This window comes from Acinetobacter sp. Ver3 (genome assembly GCF_000632455.1).
Classification (GTDB): Bacteria; Pseudomonadota; Gammaproteobacteria; order Pseudomonadales; family Moraxellaceae; genus Acinetobacter.
Genome location: NZ_JFYL01000007.1, coordinates 37,734 through 54,917 on the forward strand (window position 1 = coordinate 37,734; position 17,184 = coordinate 54,917).

A 17,184-nucleotide genomic window follows, 5' to 3' on the forward strand; every position below is an offset into this window, starting at 1 on the left:
ATGTGGGTTTTCAAAATGATGAGTGGTTTTAAAAACCCAGGAGACTTTTTACTCATTTTGGCTTATTTTTTTATTTTTCAGGCTACATTGACTCTCTTTGGTTGGCAATTAAAAGAGAAAAGAGAAAAGATATTGAACTGGAATATTGTAATTGGCTCGCTTCCATTTGTACTCAGTATTGAATTGTTGTTTGATCACTATCAGAATTCATTTTTTGGGGAACTAACATTAATTCTCACTTATTTTTGTATATGTTTTGCTTTAAATACATTTTTTTGGATATTTAGTTTTTTATTTAAATTAATTCTACTTAAAATTAGATGGTATTTTTTTTCTTATATCAATGTTATAGGCGGTTGGATATTTTCAATATTAATTTAAATATTATCAGAAGCTTTGGCTTTTTTTATATAAATCTTTTTATATGAATAAATCTTTATTATAGGAAATATAATTTTTTATTTTAATTGATTTGAATCAGGCGGTTATGAATTATTGTTTGCAACAAAGCCTCTTGGTTATTATATTTTTTTGCTTGGTATAAATATTAGGGTTCTTTCATAAATCATTTTTTACTCAGTTCTAAATTATAAACCCCTGCGATTAAACTGAATCTTAATCCCAATCTTTTGCCACGGTTGCGATATCGCTCAGCAAGGATTTTGAAGGTCTTCAAAGTCCCAAATACATGCTCAATCCCAATTCTTCTTTTATTGATTTCTTGATTGTAAACTTTTAGCTCAGGATCTAGTTTACAGCGCTTTTTTGCTTTTAATGGCAATAGACTATTTGGATACACCGTATAAATCCCTTGATAACCTTTCTCTGCAAGAATAAAAGCACCTTTAGGAATCTGATTCAAGTTGCGTTTGAAAAGCTCGAAATCATGTACAGCACCACAACTCGTGCATAAACTCAGAACTTGCTGTGTTCTATAATGGATAATGGCTTGTACTTTGAAAGTATGAGCTTTCTTCTTACCACTATAGCTTTTCTTCTGTTTTTTTAGGTCTTTGTATTGGGGTTTCTGTGGCATCTACGATCACCACATTCCAGTCGATACCTTCGCCTTCAGGCAAACTCTTGGGTAAATTAAATAGATTGGACTTGATCAGGCAATCCTCTACGTGGCGGACGATTCTTGAAGCAGTAGGCTCTGACACACCATAACTGGTTGCGACATGAAACAATGTTCGATATTCACGCCAATAACTTAAGCACAGCAGGATTTGATCTTCTACACTTAACTTAGATGGTCTACCTTTAGCAGGTACAAGCATTTTTAGCTGTTCCGCCATTAAATCAAAGGTTGACCATGAGATGCCTGTATATCGCTTAAACTGTGTTTCAGAAAGCTTCTTTGAGTCGATGTATTTCATTCGCAAATTATGTATGAATATTTAAAATTATTCGGTACAAATAATCAGCAAAGGATTGATCTTTTTTGATTTATGAAAGAGATATAATTTAAATTTTTCAATCATTGGTTTAAAAAGTGTTCAAGTGAAGTCATATTTTATTGATGATTTTATTTTAGAATTCTATTAGCTAATCCTTCAAGAATAAACTTAGCTGCTTGAGTTTGACTCTGGATAAAACCATTATATTTTGGCAAATCATCAGCTACATCTTGCACACGACGATGGTAAAAAATATGCATATTTTCAGGGGGAACTTGCGAGAAGTCTTTTAAGTTCCATTTAGGAATAAATACCAACTGATCTAATATTCCAAATTCAATAGAAGGGGACTGACATTGTTTGCATATCCCACGACGGATATTGGGTGGTGACTTCAAACGTTTAAAAGTAGTCTGTTTAATATTTAAATCATAAACATCTTGTTTCAAGAATACTAAAACATCTGAAAATGCCTTACCTGTATATTCTTGGCAAACTTGGCAGTGACAAATAAAATGTGCGATGGGTGCATGAGAAAAGCGAAAAGTATTTGCGCCACAAGAACAACTTGCTTCAACATTGAAAGGCATGTGATTTAAATTTGACATAAAACTTCCTTGTTTAAGATCTATTCATAGATGAAATTAAAATTTTAAAGTTCGATTGAGTATCACGCAGGATAAATAAGGACTCTGATCAAGTTTGAGCCCCATAGTAAAAAAATCGCTGAGCACTTATGTCGTATAGAACCTAAAGATTATCTAAAGTGCACTGATATCAGATCCGGTCTTTTTGGGGTCGACCAAAATTTTAGCGTGTTGTTCAGGATCACCTAAGGCCTGAAAAGCATCTTTGACTCCTGCAAGACCTACAACGCCCGTTATCAGAGGAGAACAATCAATTTGACCTTCAGCGATCATATGGAGCGCATCTCTGAACTCAAGTGGCGTATAACCAATCACAAACTGGATTTCGATTTCTTTGTTTAAAGCCAAAGCGGGTTCGATGCTGTCGGATTGCATACATACACCCACACCGATAATTTTAGAAAATAATGGCGCACCGTTAATAATCTGTTGAAGGATGCCTGGCATCCCGACACATTCAAAAATCACAGGACGTTTGGGTAAAGCACCTAATTTGTCAGCCACACGCCACGCATGCCACCATGGAATATGCATAGACTGAATCTTTTCAAAAATACCGATTCCATAGTTAATCGCTTCAGAAGCATCACCCAATAAACCGTATTCTTTCCAACTCTCAAAAGGCGATGATTGTTTAGGATCAATGACGACATCTGCGCCACAAAGTTGAGCTAGCCTACGGCGATTTGGTGAAAAGTCACTGGCAATAATTTTTTTCACACCAATCGCTTTGAGCATTAAAATGACACCTAAGCCTACTGGACCACAACCAATAACAATTGCGGGTTCTGATTTCTTTATTCTGCTCCGACGTACTGCATGTAAAGCAACTGCCATTGGCTCGGTCATTGCCGCAAGATCGGGATGTAATCCATTTGGCACCGCAAACATGAGTTGAGATTGCACTAAGATTTGTTCGGCATAACCACCAGAAGCTTGAGGGGAAAGCCCCGTTGCTTGATAACCCCACTGATCAACTTTCAATAGTGGCATTGCACAAACTAAGGTATTTGTTTTAAATTTTTTTCTGGTTTTAGGACCATAATCTAGAACACGACCGCAAAATTCATGCCCCATGACAAAACGGTCTGTTGACTTTGCAACACCTTTTAGACCCACTTTAGCCGTAAGTTCATGCATGTGGTCACAACTATGCTGCATATGTAAGTCACTGCCACAAATACCACATCGCACAACCTCTAACAAAGTTTGTCCTTGTGATGGTGTTAGATGGCTGACATCTTCAAGTGTTAATTCATTTTGATGACATACAACTGCTTTCATTCTTGTCCACGAATATTCTTATAATGATAGTGAACAGTGTGTGTGATTACGCACAAGAGATACACAGCTTTAGAGGACTGAATGATGACTGCAGAGGCTAAATTATTGAAAAAGCCTCCATTTATAGAGGCTTAACATGCATATTTTATGAGTTAGCTGAGTTGGGTTCGATGATAACGTTGATCCACTAGCGTGAATAGTGCAGTACAACTGACCAGGATTAATCCTACGATACACGCCATTGCCCATCCACCATGATCCCAAGCATAAATTCCTAGCGCGGAACCACTTGCGCCACCAATAAAATAGCTGGTCATATAAAGTGAATTTACTCGAGATTTAGCATCCGGTCTTAAATTAAAAATCACATTCTGGTTGCTACTATGCACCAATGCTAGACCGAGATTCATCAGTCCAAAGCCGATGATATAGCAACTTAAATAGAATGCACCTAAATAAAGGAATATCCATGCGCTACCTAGGATTAAAATGCCAAACCAAGTGATTTGTTTGACGTAACCACGATCGGCGATCTTACCAATTTTCTTGGTGGACAAGGCGCCAAATACGCCAACCAGAGTGACTAAACCCACCATAACATCTTCAAGAGAAAAAGAGGATTTAAGTAAAATAGAAATGGTGGAGAAGAGGATGCTCATCGTTGCAAATGCAAAGGCACCAATGATAGAGCGATAGATTAAACGAGGCTCTTCTTTAAGTAGCAGCCCCATGGATTTAAACACAGCAAAATAACTAATTTTAGAGCTAGGAATATAAGGCAGACGAATATTAAGTACCACAGCGACCATTAACATCAAAATTCCACTGACAATATAAATGAGCTGCCAATTAAATAAGTTGGATAACAAGCCAGCTAAACTGGTCGAAATCAAAATACCCACCAATAATCCGCTCATCAGTAACCCGACAACTTCGCCTGTTCGTTCTGGTCGAACCGCCATCGTGGCAAACGGAATCAAAATTTGTGCTGCAACTGAGAAAAGCCCAGTGATAATTGTGCCAGCCCATAACATATAAAGGTTGAGTGAAAAAGCACAAATAAATAATCCCACTGCTGCAAAGAACATTAAAAATGGGATTAATTTCGTTTTATTGAGAATATCACCAAGTGGTACGATAAAAAGTAGTCCGACAGCATAAGAGACTTGAGCCAAAGTAACAGTTAATGCCACATCTGTTGCAGGGGCATTAAAGTAAAGTTGAACAGAGTGAATTAAGGGCTGCGAATAATAATTAGCGCCTGCACAAATACCACAAGCAATGGCCATCAACCAAAGTAAAGCAGTGTCATTCGTGATGTCTTTTTTATTTAAATCGTCAAGATCGTTATACATGAATAAATGGCTCAGTGGATGAGGAGCAGTAAGCTGTGGCTTCGATTTCAATTTGCATGGCGTCTAATGCCAAGCGAGACACAGGGATTAGTGTGCATGCTGGGAAATTTTGATCTTTCCATATTGTATTCATTTTCAGATTTAACAGGTGATGTTTTTGTTGGTCAAAATTGACAATCAAAACGCTTAGAACAGCAATATTATAAAAGTCGATATGTGCATAGCTGAGAGCAATTTTGAGATTTTCGAAGACTTGGTTGAGTTGTTCTGAATAATCAGTGGAATAATGTCCTTCGGCATTTTCACCACCTTGACCTGATATATGAACGACTGTGTTGAAGTGTTTGACCTCACAGATGTGGCTATATCCAAGTTGCCTTGGAGAATAAAGCTGAGGCGGATTTTTAGTGGTTAAACTAAACGTTGGCTTATTTGGTTTTGTCATTCTATCTTCTCTGCATTAAGCTTAGAAAAGAATTATGAAAGCTCAACTTAACTTGAGGTCAAGAGCATGGAAGAACAAAAATTACAACAGTGGCTCAGTATAGGCGCGTTAGCTGCTCGAAGTGGTGTATCGGTCGCAGCACTCAGATTTTATGAAGACAAAGCACTTATTTGGAGTGTGCGGACGGAAGGAAATCAACGGCGATATCCACGATATATGCTGAGAAGGATTGCCATCATCAAAGTGGCACAGCAGGTTGGGATTTCACTCTCTGAAGTGAAGCAAGCATTTAACATACTCCCTAAGAATAAAACCGCGACTAAATCAGATTGGACCGCATTATCAAGTGCGTGGCAGAAAATTTTAGATCAAAAAATTTTAAATATGCTTCAACTTCGTCAACAACTGGATTGGTGCATTGGTTGTGGGTGCTTATCTTTAACTGAATGCCCACTAAGAAATGAAAATGATCAAATGGGGTCTACATCGTCGGGTTCCCACTTTGTTCCACTCGACATTAAATTTGACGATGATCAAGGGAAAATAGAAATTCACTATGAAGACTAAGTTTCATCGTGAAGCATTATTTTGAAATTTGAACTGTGAGGTTAATGTTGTCTTTATTTCAGTTTAGTTTTGGAAAGCGTAATCATCATCACACCCAATATATTCAGCGCACAACCAAACCATTGAATCATATTCATTGATTCCCCTAAAAAGATAGTCGCCAATATAATGGTCAGAATTGGTCCGAGTGAACCAATCATGGCTGTTTGAGAAGCACCTAAACGAGCAATACTTTGTGCAATGAGAATAGTTGGGATCACTGTTACCCCAATGCCTAATGCAACACCATATCCGATTACTTCCATGGGTTGTTGAAGGATATTGGATACAGGGCTTGGCTGAGCAATAAAATAGTGAAGAATCGTCCCTAAGCAGGCGATAGACATCGCTAAGCCCGTAAAATTCCACGATCCAAATTTTTGAATTAATTTTGGAGTCATCAATAGATAGCTCGCAAAGCAAATCGCGCTTGCGAAAACTAAACTCACACCTAGCCAAAAATTACTTTCATGAGGCACATTGCTTTGTTCTTGGAGCATCACCATAAGCGTGCCGCCATAACTTAGTCCAATTGCAAAAATAGTCTTCAGTGAAAGAGGATGTTTGAAAATTACACTTGATGCAATTACTGTCATGGTGGGATATAGAAATAGGATAATACGCTCCAAAGAGGCACTGATGTACATCAGACTCATAAAATCGAGCCAACTTGAAAAATAATATCCAATCAAACCAGCAACGAGGAGTAGGGCCCAATCCTGCGCTGAAAATCCACGATTACGGTTTCGGTTCAACCAACAAATAAAAAGAAAAACGGGTAAGGCACTGAGCATCCTTAAGGCAACCAGCAATGTTGCATCAACATCTTCAGAAACTGCATAAGCTTGTTTGATTAAGATCGCTTTACTACTAAACAAGAATGCTGCCAACAGCGCACATAAACTCCCTAACTGAGTGGGAGTCAGCTTAAGTACCATAAATGTTAAAAATCAATTTTAAATAATGAAAGTATAAGCCAATCTTCATTTTAAGCTCTAAAATTCAATCTCTAATTTTCGCTTAATCACCTACCTAGCGAAATAAGGAGTTTTGATTTTTTGTTAAAATGCATCATTGTGGTGCGTAATATGAAAAAAACAGTGGTCTATCAACCCAAAAAATACATCAAAAAAATATTTCAAATTTTTTTTGCACGGTTTGTAAGCATTCTTTTCAAGAATCTGTCATCTTGTATTTCATCTTTAAGCCAAAATCTAAGCCCAATGTGTAAACCTAGATTTATCTAAATTTTGTCTTATTTATAATTTTTAAGAATGACGTGAGAATTTGAATCGATTAGTCTGATTTTTTGTCAATTCGGCAAATTGAGATTTATGAGAATGAAAGAAGCAACTAAAAATGTGACATGCACGGCGCTTTAACACAATCAAAAGGGATAAAAAGAAAGCTAAAAAATGTCAGAATGATCAAAGCTTAATAAAGTCAAGCTCCCTATACTGACGATAAATTAGAAAAAAGTTTCTTTTTTGTTAAAAAATGGATCGAAAATTAAACGAATCTGGAACTATTTTTTATGAAAATGATAGATCAAATACCATGAATTTTTGTGATGATTGTGAATCATGAGTTCAAAATGAGGGTATTTATTAAATAAATATTGGGTGGTAATTTAAAAAAGTTCAATTAGAATCCAAAAAATTCACATGAATACATCCAGGGGTATATCGCAGGAATGCGATATCTACTTTAAGAAAAATTAGCTTGAGGAATGCTCATGCAGATCGGAATCCCTACCGAAACTGTAGTTGGTGAAAGTCGTGTAGCTGCGACACCAGAAACAGTAAAGAAGTTAATTGGTGCTGGTCACAGTGTCGTTATCCAACGTAATGCAGGTGTTAAAGCTGCTTATATTGATAGTGCCTATGAACAGGTTGGTGCAAAAATTGTTGATGATGCTTATACCGGCAGTCAATTGGTTTTAAAAGTTCGCGCACCTAAAGGCGAAGAAATACAAAAATTAGCCCCAAACACCACAGTGGTTGCGATGTTTGATCCGTACCGTAATACGGAACTTGATCAATTCGCTGCTCAGCAAGTGTCTGCATTTGCACTTGAGTTATTACCACGTACGTTATCTCGTGCCCAAAATATGGACGTGTTGTCATCACAAGCAAACTTGGCAGGTTATAAATCTGTGCTTCTTGCGGCGGCAGAGTACCAACGTATGTTCCCAATGTTAATGACAGCGGCGGGTACGGTTAAACCAGCTCGTGTAGTCATTATGGGTGTTGGTGTAGCAGGCTTACAAGCGATTGCAACAGCCAAACGTTTAGGTGCTATTGTTGAAGCGACAGACTTACGTCCAACAGCCAAAGATCAAGTTGAATCTTTAGGCGGTAAATGGTTAGACGTACCAATGTCAGCAGAAGAGCAAGCGCGTGCCGATGAAGCTGCAAAAAATGGTTATGGTTGGATGCCTGGTGAACAATATATTAAAGACCAAGCTGCAATTGTAGACAAAGCGGTATCGAATGCTGACATCGTGATCACGACGGCGCTTTTACCAGGTCGTGATGCACCGCGCTTAATTAAAGCTGAAACAGTTGCCAAAATGAAACCAGGTTCAGTCATCCTCGATATGGCAGTTGAAACTGGCGGTAACGTTGAAGGCTCAAAATGCGGTGAAACTGTTGTGACTGATAATGGCGTGAAAATTTTGGGTATTCCAAATATTCCAGCGACCGTTTCTACAGAAGCTTCAGCGCTATATGCACGTAACGTTTATAACTTTGTTGAAACGCTTTTTGATCAAGATAAAAACTACAGCATTAATCAAGAAGATGAAATCCAAAAAGCATTGCTTGTCACTCATGGTGGTCAAGTGCTGTTGAAGCGTGGTTAAGGAGACTGATCATGGTTGAAACTATTACAATTTTTGTCCTCGCAATCTTCGTAGGTTATTACGTTGTTTGGGGAGTGACACCTGCGCTTCACACGCCGCTGATGGCCGTAACGAATGCATTGTCTTCAATTATTATTGTCGGTGCGATGATCCAAACTGTTGGTCTACCTGTTATGGGTGTTGAGGGGGCTGTTGATTTTCAAACCATCAATGTGGTGAGTGTATTAGGTGCGATCGCTGTTTTCTTAGCAAGCATTAATATTTTCGGTGGCTTCGCTGTAACCGCTCGTATGCTTGAAATGTTTAAGCCAAAGCAAAAGAAAAAAGAGGGTTAATACATGGAATTTATTCGTGAGTATGCGGATTGGTTTTACCTAATCGGTGCCGTTCTTTTTATCTTAACTTTGCGTGGCTTGTCTGGTCCTAAGACAGCAATTGCAGGTAACCGTTACGGTATGATTGCAATGGCAATCGCCGTGTTAACAACTTTCTTTGTTGCTGATAATCCTGTGGTATGGATGATTGTCGGTGCAATGGTATTGGGTGCGATTGTTGGTATTGCTCGAGCTCGTACAGTGCCTATGACACAAATGCCAGAAACAGTTGCTCTCATGCACTCACTCGTGGGTCTTGCTGCAGTGTTGATTGCGATCGCTGCAATTATTCACAACAATAAGCTCGTCGAGCTTGGGTCAGACTTACTGGCTGCAAATGGTGTGAACTTCCATGAAATGAGTCGCGTACATTTATTCGAATTATTCGTAGGATGTTTCGTTGGTGCCATTACATTCACTGCATCGGTATTTGCTTATGGTAAATTGGCGGCAAAGAAATGGGCAAAAACGATTTCAGGTGCATGGGTTAAACCTGTTCAAGCTTTGATTTTTATTGCGATGCTAGCAGCAGGGATTCACTTCTTCTTGACGGGTGACATGACCTCGTTCTGGGCAATGACAGCACTTGCTTTAGCCTTTGGTTGGGTATGGATTGCGCCTGTTGGTGGTGGTGATATGCCAGTAGTGGTGTCTTTGCTTAACTCATTCTCTGGATGGGCGGCAGCAGGGATTGGTTTTACGCTTGAAAACAACATGTTAATTGTTGCAGGTTCGCTTGTAGGTTCGTCAGGTGCAATTCTGTCTTATATCATGTGTAAAGCAATGAACCGTTCAATCATCAACGTATTGTTTGGTGGTGCAATGGGTGGTGCTGCAGCACCGACAGCAGCAGCTGGTGCAGCAGTTCAACGCAACTACCGTTCTGGTTCTGCTGACGATGCTGGCTTCTTAATGTCAAATGCAGACAGTGTTGTTATTGTACCGGGTTATGGTATGGCGCAAGGTCGTGCTCAAAATGCGGTGAAAGAGCTTGCAAACTTATTGAAAGAGCAAGGTGTAACAGTACGTTTTGCGATTCACCCAGTGGCTGGTCGTATGCCTGGTCACATGAACGTTCTTTTAGCTGAAGCAGATGTTCCGTACGAAGACATCTTAGAGATGGATGAGATTAATTCAGACTTCCCAGCAACAGATGTGGTATTGGTCATCGGTGCGAATGACGTCGTTAACCCTGCAGCGAAAGATGATCCAAACTCACCAATTTATGGTATGCCTATTCTTGAAGCACATAAAGCTCGTACCATTATGGTGATCAAGCGCTCTATGGCGACAGGTTATGCGGGTCTTGATAATGACTTGTTCTATAACGACAAAACAATGATGATCTTTGGTGATGCGAAGAAAGTTGTTGAAGATATGACGAAAGCCATCAACGGTACAGGTCACTAATTCATAGCTTGTTTTTAAAAAACCACCTTCGGGTGGTTTTTTTATTTTTCATGTGTAGGTTTTCGCCACATTCCCCAAATTTCAGGTGCATCGTAGGGCAGATCGCGAAGGTGAAAGATCACTTCAAATCCATAATGACGATAGAGTCCAACATTGCTTGGTGTTGCAGTTTCTAAATAACATGGGATACCGTGTTGATCGCTCTTTGTGAGAATAGGTGCTAAGACTTTGCTGGCTAAGCCTTGTCCTTGTTGGTCAGGACTTACTCCTATGAGTTGTAGATAATAATGCGCCTCACTGGGATGATGTTTCTGCACCAGATTAATGATGTGAATAAATTTCACCAGTTGTCTTAAACCGATAATCTTCGTTAATTGAGGGAGTAGTTTAACCTGCTGAATGAGGTTTAAATCCCACTGATTTGGCGGAATCCAAAGTGCAGCAACTGAGCGATCGGGATTGGTATAGACTTCATCATATGGTTGAGCGATATCTTTCAATTGAATACTAAAGAATTGCTCAAGTTTTGCATGTTTTTGTTGGAAACTCAGTTTTTCAGCTTGGATCGCCCAGTTGCAAAACTCTTCGTTCCAAAAGGATTGCATTAATGTTTCTACTAATGCATCGTGATCTGTTCTTGTGGCTTTTATCATGGTCATATCAAGGTAAACCAAATTAATGAGTTCTTTTTTGTTGGCTTTATTGTTATAAATTTAAAATGCACAGTATAAAAAAGCGACCAAGAAGGTCGCTTTAATATGTTTATGCTACAGAATCTGTAGTTGAAGCATTACGCCATAAGTTTTCTAGATCATAAAACTTACGTGCTGTAGGTAACATCAGATGTACTACAACAGTGCCAAGATCAACAAGGATCCATTCTGCATCGCTTTCGCCTTCAATACCGATAGGGCGAAAACCTGCTTTACGTGCTTCATCAGCGACGTTGTTTGCAAGCGCTTTCACGTGACGTGTAGAAGTACCTGAAGCAATGACAATTGCATCTGCAACATTGCTCACTTCGCTAACATCAATCGTTGTGATTTCTTTTGCTTTAACGTCAAGCAATGCTTCTTGAACAACTTTTAAGCAAGCTTGAACGTCTTGTTTTGGAGAATTCAAAGAGAGTTCGTGAGAATTAGAAGCGCCGGGCGATGGTTCTAAATTCATGAGAAGTGTATTTTCCTGACTATAACTCATCTTTCACTATAGCGCTTTCTGCTTGAAAATTCAAACTTTGAACAAATTTTATACCACAATATGATGATATTAAAAAAGTTTATTTTTCCATTCGAAAGAATCTGTTGAATGAGATTGGGGGCGATATTCGGCTGCGACAAATCCTTCATACATGCTATTTGCAATGCATTCAAAAATAGCGGGATAGTCAATTATCCCTGTGAGTGGTTCATGTCTACCTGGTACATCTGCAAATTGGATATGCCCAATGTGTTGCATATTTTCTTTGAGTGACAGAATCAGGTCTTCTTGCATTCTAGCCATGTGATAGCAATCGAATTGCATTTTTAGAGCTGGATGATTGACGTCTTTCAGTAACTCTTTGGCTTGATGCATTGTTTGAATCATGAAGTTGGGCATATCAAAGCCATTAATCATCTCAAAAACGGGTTGAATCCCATGCGCTGTGAAGATCTCGCTGACAAATTTAAGATTTGAGACTAAGGTTTCATAGCAGACCTGATATTCAACATTATCTGGTTGCTTGCCAGCCAAAATATTCACTCGAGGTATATTGAGTGAGCATGCATATTCAATCGCTAAGTCAACAGCTTGTTTGAATTCATCAGTTTTACTTGGGCTACTTGCTAATCCGCATCTGCCTTGCATTAAATCTCCGGCAGGAACGTTGATGAGACACAAGCTAAGTTGATGTTCATTGAGTTCATGCTGAATTTGATTAATACTCAGCTCATATGGAAATTGAATTTCTACATGTTGGAACCCATATTCAGCAGCCAGCGCAAAGCGTTCAATGAGTGGAACTTCTGTAAAGATCATCGATAAATTGACAGCGAGCTTCATATTGAATGCGACCTATTTATTGTTTTGTTCAACTTGCAGAATGACTGAGGCAAGGTCTGATTCAGAAAAGCCGTTGGATTGATGCGCTTTCAATTGTTCTAAGGCTTGTTGAGCGACAGGAATATTAAGGTCAAATTGTCGAGCCAAACTCAAGGCGTTATTTAAATCTTTAGACAGCGTCTGAACTTTCCATTGCACAGGCTCAAACTCGTGCGTTGCCATACGTGGTGTTAAAATTTGAAAAGGTTTAGAGTCGGCGAATCCACCTGCTAAGGCAGGTGCAAGCAGTTGAGTATCAACACCCGCCTGATCTGCTAAAGCAACAGCTTCTGCGATGAGTGTGCTATTTGCAGCAACGATGAGTTGATTACAAATTTTGGTGGCTTGTCCTGTTCCAGTTCCACCCATACAGGTTACACGTTGTGAAAGAACTTGATACATTGGTTGTAAAGATTCGATGATGCTCGATGGTCCGCCAGCAAAAATAACTAAACTGCCATTTTCAGCACCAGCTGTTCCACCTGACACAGGAGAATCTATCCAATGCGCTGATTTAGCAGTTGCACGTTGTGCAAGATTTTTAGTTTTATCCACAGATAGACTCGAGAAGTCCACAATAATCTGCTTGGGTTGAATCAGTGATTCAATTTGAGAAAAAACAGCCTCTACCGCATTGTCATCGGCTAAACAAGTTAGGATCAGATCAAATTGTGCTATCTCAGAGAGTTGAAGGGGATGTGCCCCAAGCTGGATTAACGGCTCACATGCGTTGGGGCTTCGGTTCCAGACAGCAGTGTAAAACCCAGCCTGTATCAATCGAGTCGCCATTCTGCTACCCATTAAACCCATACCTAAGAATGCGATTTTAGTTTGACCGTTAATCATTATTGAAGCTAATCCCTGATCTAAGTTTGAAAACCAATTTATTTGAATTGACGTGGTAGAAATTCCAAATCTGGATTTTTATCTTTTTTACGCGCAATTTGACTGTTTTTGCCAAGGAGTAATTTGAGTTGCCAAATTTTCTCAAGACGAAGTGATTTTTTGGGTGCGTGTTCCATCGCATCTAAGACCTGTTTTACTGCAGCTAAGGCATCAGGTGAGCGCTGCAACATTTCGTCGGCAAGCTGTTGAGCTTTTTGCATCGGCGCGTTATCAACATGTGTGATCAATCCAATTTCTTTGGCATATTGACCATCAAATACACGTGCTGTTAATGATAATTCTTTGGCTAGGTCGACTCCAATAATACCTTTGATTGAGCGTGTTAACCCCATATCTGGAACTAAGCCCCAACGGGTTTCCATAATCGACATTTGGGTGTTGGGGTGAGCAATTCGAATATCAGCCGCTAAAGCCAATTGCATACCTGCACCGAAGCAATACCCTTCAATAGCTGCAATGACTGGAACAGGGAGTTCTTGCCAGATTAAAAAAGCTTTTTGAAATAGACTTTGACCAGGCTTAATGAGTTCCCATGCGGCATAAGCACGATTTTGTGGATTATTCAGGTCTGTTAAATCAATACCTGCACTAAATACGTTGGCTTCACCAGTGAGAATCACACAGCGGATAGTACGATCAGATTTAATTTTATTTGCGACTTGCACCAACTCTTTCAAAAGTTGAAAGCTCATCGCGTTACGTTTGTCGGGACGATTCAGAAAAACCGTCGCAATTCCATTATTTTTTTCTACACGTATTACAGCCATTATTGTGACTCGAGTTTATTGTTCCTTGTTTTAAGCATAACATGTCCAAAATAGACTGTCGTGACAGTAGAGTCATCACGTATTGCCTAATACAGTGTGTTGATCGTCTATTAATGATTCAGAATAGACTCGGCTGCTTCTTTCACTTGTCCAATCGCATGTTTTAATTCATCCAGCCGTTTCATCACATTTTCAATAAATTGCTCATCTGCTTTTCTACGCTCTTTACGCAGCGTTGAAACGAACTGTTCAAATTCACCTGTGATGCTTTGTAAATTCGGAGTGCCGACGTAGCGTGTTGCCCCATATAAACGGTGTAATACATGTTCGAGCTGCGGATAATCTTCAAGTTCGATGAGTTGTTCTATTTCAGCAAGTTCATTCGGGAAGCTGTCCACCAGCATCTTCAATAAATCTTGTGCTAAGTCTTCTTTATTCGCTGCCAATTGAACGCACTGTTTCCAATCTAAAACCTTATGATCTAAGGTTTCGATACGTAAAGTTTTTTCTTGGGATTTAATTGGATGAATAAACTTATCACTGCTCCAATGGGTCAGAATTTGAATAATCTGATCCATTTGGATTGGTTTGGTGACATAGTCATCCATGCCGACTTTAAGCAACTTTTGTTTCTCATCTGCTAAAGCATGTGCTGTAAGTGCAATGATCGGTGTGTGACGTCCCTCGATGGTGGATTCTAGTGACCTGATCGCACGAGTCGTATCGATGCCGGACATCACTGGCATTTGAATGTCCATAAATATCAGATCAAACGGCTTTTCATCATTTTGAATCTGTTGTTGTAAAATTTGTAGTGCCTCTTGTCCACTTTGCGCTTTAGTTGTTTGAACATTAATTTCGCCGAGCAAAGCTTCTAAAACGATTAAGTTTGGTAGATGATCGTCTACTGCAAGTACATGTAAATTAAGGGCTTTAAAGTTATCATGAGGTTCTACTTCAAATATTGGCTGATTTTCCAAAAGCTGAATTAATGATGAACGGCTCAGAGGTTGATACAGTGGTCTCGCTTTGTATTCATTCAACATGTTGAGGTCGAGCGCCATCTGATAGCCATATACGGCTAAGTGACCTTGATAACGTCCGCGAATCTCTTTTAATAAAGCCTCTGGATCACCACTGTGATCTACAATCAACCACGTATTTTCAGGTTGATGTGTCAAACCATTTAGACGGCTGAATAAATCTAGAATGGATTGAGCTTCTGTGTGTTCAACACCATAATTTTCTAAATAATGACGTAAAACATTCGCAGTTGCAGGGTGGGCTAAATAGGAGATGACACGCATGTCATGGAATTGCGGATGAATAATTTCATATTCATCAACCGCAAATTTCGCAGTAAACCAGAATGTTGAACCCTTTTCAGTTGGGGCGCGTTCTTGGTTATCTTCAAAGCCAATTTGGCCATGCATCAGATTAACCAATTGTTTTGAGATTGCTAAGCCTAAACCTGTGCCACCAAATTGACGAGTGACGGAAGCATCGCCTTGAGAAAATGATTCAAATAACCGTTTTCGGTCTGTACCACTTAACCCAATACCACTATCTTGAACACTAAAATGCAATAGGCAATGTTCTAGATCGTCATGCTCCATTCGAACACGTACAATAATTTCACCATCAGGGGTGAATTTAATGGCATTTGAAATCAGGTTAGTCAAAATCTGTTTACAACGTAAAGCATCGCCAATCACATACTTTGGAATGTTATCGGCATAGTAGAAGGCCATATCGATATTTTTTTGGGCGGCTAATGGCGACAACATGTCCATAACATCGAAGATCGCTTCTTCTAAATCAAATGATGCGGTTTCTAGTTCAAGTTTACCGGCATCAATTTTTGAAAAGTCCAAGACGTCATTGATCAGTGCTAAAAGATGTGCTGATGATTTGCGAATCGTTTGCAAATACAGGCTTTGATCATTGCTGAGATTCTCTTGGCGCAATAACAAGTGAATAAAACCATCGATACTATTCAGCGGGGTACGCAACTCATGACTGATATTGGCAAGAAAAACAGATTTTGCCTGATTGGATGAAATGGCCTGATCGCGTGCTTGTTTATAAGTAATATTTTGCACTTCAAGTGTATCAAGCGTACGTCTTAAATCGTCTTCGGTCTGCTCGGTATGCTCCTTCAGCTCTAAAAAGCTGAAATGTAGACGCTTCACGACATTCGCAATATCACGTTGGAGTAACCTTAACTCGCCAGTACTATTGATGACCATGTGTTGGTCGAGTGTGTCTGCATTGAGTCGCTGTAATTGCATACGTATTTCGTACATAGGTGCAATCCAACGTCGTGAATAAAAGTTCAAGCACAGTAATAAGAGTAAAAGTGTCAACAAACCCGTCGTGATCAGTACAATGAAAACACGATATTGAGAGATGGCGAGAGGTTGATTATCTAGCTCGATAACAAGCCATTTTTTACTTTGATCAGGCGTATTTAATGCTAAGCCATAAATATGATTATGTTGATCTTTAATCGGACCAAATGTTTGTACATTGGTCGGGAAGCTAGGCCAAGGTTTTTCATTGCGATAGCCTAACCCAAAATAAGGTTTTTGTTGTTGGTCTAGGACTGCGACACTGAGTAAATATTTTTCATTAAACATCTTTTGTAAGATGCTTTTAGCGCGGTCTTGTTGCGCTTGTGAGGGGTTTTTTTCAAGCGCAATAAGTAGGTTTTCTGTCGTGTATTTATAACGACTTAAAATTGCATTTGCGGCAAAGCGTTGTTCTGATTTTGCGGAATTAGACGTTTCTGTGAGCACCAGTGCAGAGCCGACGCTTGCCAGTACCGCAATGGGTACAAAAATGAGGGCAATCAATTGCCCATAAGCATGGTTTAGTTTTAAGCGATTGAAGATTTTTTTATTCAAATTCGACATGTGCAGAGTGACTCATTCCCCATGTTGGGCATATTAGCACGCTTTAAAAAAATGATGGTGCTTTAATCACCCTCATTAAAAAGCCTTTGAAATTGATGCAGTGAGATACTTTTTTTCATACAATACCTGC

General features: G+C 39.3%; 18 protein-coding genes. 5 read left to right on the plus strand and 13 right to left on the minus strand.

What is annotated here, in order from left to right; genetic code table 11:
- The first annotated feature begins 18 nt into the window (after positions 1-18).
- The gene (locus tag CL42_RS03570; RefSeq protein WP_155756949.1) at positions 19-381 is read left to right on the plus strand and encodes a hypothetical protein; all 363 of its coding nucleotides are present in this window, start codon (positions 19-21) and stop codon (positions 379-381) included.
- Positions 382-565: 184 nt separating this feature from the next.
- Here the strand turns inward: CL42_RS03570 and CL42_RS03575 are convergent, their stop codons facing one another.
- The 6 genes from CL42_RS03575 to CL42_RS03600 all read right to left on the minus strand — a co-directional run bounded on the left by CL42_RS03575 (position 566) and on the right by CL42_RS03600 (position 5,131).
- Positions 566-1,036, minus strand: coding sequence for an IS5/IS1182 family transposase (locus CL42_RS03575; protein WP_035265306.1), 471 nt, complete (start codon positions 1,034-1,036; stop codon positions 566-568).
- Positions 984-1,379 (minus strand): transposase family protein, encoded by a 396-nt coding sequence (locus tag CL42_RS03580; protein ID WP_035265307.1) that lies wholly within the window; start codon positions 1,377-1,379, stop codon positions 984-986. The genes CL42_RS03575 and CL42_RS03580 overlap by 53 nt, the downstream gene beginning before the upstream one ends.
- Before the next feature lie 149 nt (positions 1,380-1,528).
- Positions 1,529-2,008: a GFA family protein gene (locus tag CL42_RS03585; protein WP_228133226.1), complete on the minus strand. Its 480-nt coding sequence runs from the start codon at positions 2,006-2,008 to the stop codon at positions 1,529-1,531.
- 153 nt (positions 2,009-2,161) lie between these two features.
- Positions 2,162-3,331, minus strand: a complete 1,170-nt coding sequence (locus CL42_RS03590) for a zinc-binding dehydrogenase (RefSeq protein WP_035265308.1) — start codon at positions 3,329-3,331, stop codon at positions 2,162-2,164.
- Between the two features lie 152 nt (positions 3,332-3,483).
- Complete coding sequence (locus tag CL42_RS03595; protein ID WP_035265309.1) at positions 3,484-4,686, minus strand: MFS transporter; 1,203 nt, start codon at positions 4,684-4,686, stop codon at positions 3,484-3,486.
- Positions 4,679-5,131, minus strand: coding sequence for a RidA family protein (locus tag CL42_RS03600; RefSeq protein WP_035265310.1), 453 nt, complete (start codon positions 5,129-5,131; stop codon positions 4,679-4,681). The genes CL42_RS03595 and CL42_RS03600 overlap by 8 nt, the downstream gene beginning before the upstream one ends.
- A gap of 66 nt (positions 5,132-5,197) precedes the next feature.
- Between CL42_RS03600 and soxR the strand changes: the two genes are divergently transcribed.
- Complete coding sequence (gene soxR, locus CL42_RS03605; protein ID WP_035265311.1) at positions 5,198-5,698, plus strand: redox-sensitive transcriptional activator SoxR; 501 nt, start codon at positions 5,198-5,200, stop codon at positions 5,696-5,698.
- A 53-nt stretch (positions 5,699-5,751) separates the two neighbouring features.
- On the opposite strand, the gene CL42_RS03610 is transcribed toward soxR, so the two are convergent.
- On the minus strand, positions 5,752-6,675 hold the full coding sequence (locus CL42_RS03610) for a DMT family transporter (RefSeq protein ID WP_035265313.1): 924 nt from the start codon (positions 6,673-6,675) through the stop codon (positions 5,752-5,754).
- A gap of 797 nt (positions 6,676-7,472) precedes the next feature.
- Here CL42_RS03610 and CL42_RS03615 point away from each other — a divergent pair.
- The 3 genes from CL42_RS03615 to CL42_RS03625 are packed head-to-tail and all read left to right on the plus strand — an operon-like array spanning position 7,473 to position 10,384.
- Entirely contained in the window at positions 7,473-8,600 is a 1,128-nt protein-coding gene (locus CL42_RS03615) for a Re/Si-specific NAD(P)(+) transhydrogenase subunit alpha (protein WP_035265315.1), read from the plus strand.
- An 11-nt stretch (positions 8,601-8,611) separates the two neighbouring features.
- Positions 8,612-8,935 carry a proton-translocating transhydrogenase family protein gene (locus CL42_RS03620; RefSeq protein WP_035265316.1) on the plus strand — a complete coding sequence of 108 codons (324 nt, stop codon included), beginning with the start codon at positions 8,612-8,614 and terminating at the stop codon, positions 8,933-8,935.
- 3 nt (positions 8,936-8,938) lie between these two features.
- A complete protein-coding gene (locus tag CL42_RS03625; RefSeq protein ID WP_035265318.1) occupies positions 8,939-10,384 on the plus strand; it encodes an NAD(P)(+) transhydrogenase (Re/Si-specific) subunit beta in 1,446 nt (481 codons plus the stop codon).
- Between the two features lie 41 nt (positions 10,385-10,425).
- Here the strand turns inward: CL42_RS03625 and CL42_RS16435 are convergent, their stop codons facing one another.
- The 6 genes from CL42_RS16435 to CL42_RS03655 all read right to left on the minus strand — a co-directional run bounded on the left by CL42_RS16435 (position 10,426) and on the right by CL42_RS03655 (position 17,054).
- Positions 10,426-11,043 (minus strand): GNAT family N-acetyltransferase, encoded by a 618-nt coding sequence (locus tag CL42_RS16435; protein ID WP_051586515.1) that lies wholly within the window; start codon positions 11,041-11,043, stop codon positions 10,426-10,428.
- A 103-nt stretch (positions 11,044-11,146) separates the two neighbouring features.
- Positions 11,147-11,554 carry a ribosome silencing factor gene (gene rsfS, locus CL42_RS03635; RefSeq protein WP_035265319.1) on the minus strand — a complete coding sequence of 136 codons (408 nt, stop codon included), beginning with the start codon at positions 11,552-11,554 and terminating at the stop codon, positions 11,147-11,149.
- A gap of 99 nt (positions 11,555-11,653) precedes the next feature.
- The gene (locus CL42_RS03640; protein WP_035265321.1) at positions 11,654-12,427 is read right to left on the minus strand and encodes a hydroxypyruvate isomerase family protein; all 774 of its coding nucleotides are present in this window, start codon (positions 12,425-12,427) and stop codon (positions 11,654-11,656) included.
- A 12-nt stretch (positions 12,428-12,439) separates the two neighbouring features.
- Entirely contained in the window at positions 12,440-13,315 is an 876-nt protein-coding gene (locus tag CL42_RS03645) for an NAD(P)-dependent oxidoreductase (protein WP_171076746.1), read from the minus strand.
- A 35-nt stretch (positions 13,316-13,350) separates the two neighbouring features.
- Entirely contained in the window at positions 13,351-14,139 is a 789-nt protein-coding gene (locus CL42_RS03650) for a crotonase/enoyl-CoA hydratase family protein (RefSeq protein ID WP_035265324.1), read from the minus strand.
- Positions 14,140-14,249: 110 nt separating this feature from the next.
- On the minus strand, positions 14,250-17,054 hold the full coding sequence (locus CL42_RS03655) for an ATP-binding protein (RefSeq protein WP_035265326.1): 2,805 nt from the start codon (positions 17,052-17,054) through the stop codon (positions 14,250-14,252).
- Positions 17,055-17,184 lie beyond the last annotated feature (130 nt).